Annotated in this window: 1 pseudogene; it reads left to right on the plus strand. The window is 41.1% G+C overall.

What is annotated here, in order from left to right:
• Positions 1-46: 46 nt before the first annotated feature.
• Positions 47-236: pseudogene (locus H8K55_RS22425) on the plus strand (hypothetical protein); the annotation flags it as partial.

A 236-nucleotide genomic window follows, 5' to 3' on the forward strand; every position in this document is an offset into this window, starting at 1 on the left:
GTTGCTCACCCCTCGTCTAAAAATCGGACAGTATCTTTGGCCCAGCATGCTGGCAGCCCGTATTCACAAGGTAGATTATCAGAGGATTTGTATGCAGGAATTTTATTTGGGAATTGATGTTGCAAAGATTAAATTGGATTGCACTTTACGCCTCACAACTGGAAAATTTCGCCATAAAGTGATTCAAAATAACCAGCAAGGATTCAAGGAATTGAGTATTTGGCTCGGCAAACAAG

Source organism: Affinundibacterium flavidum, assembly GCF_014284175.1.
Classification (GTDB): Bacteria; Pseudomonadota; Gammaproteobacteria; order Burkholderiales; family Burkholderiaceae_D; genus Undibacterium; species Undibacterium flavidum.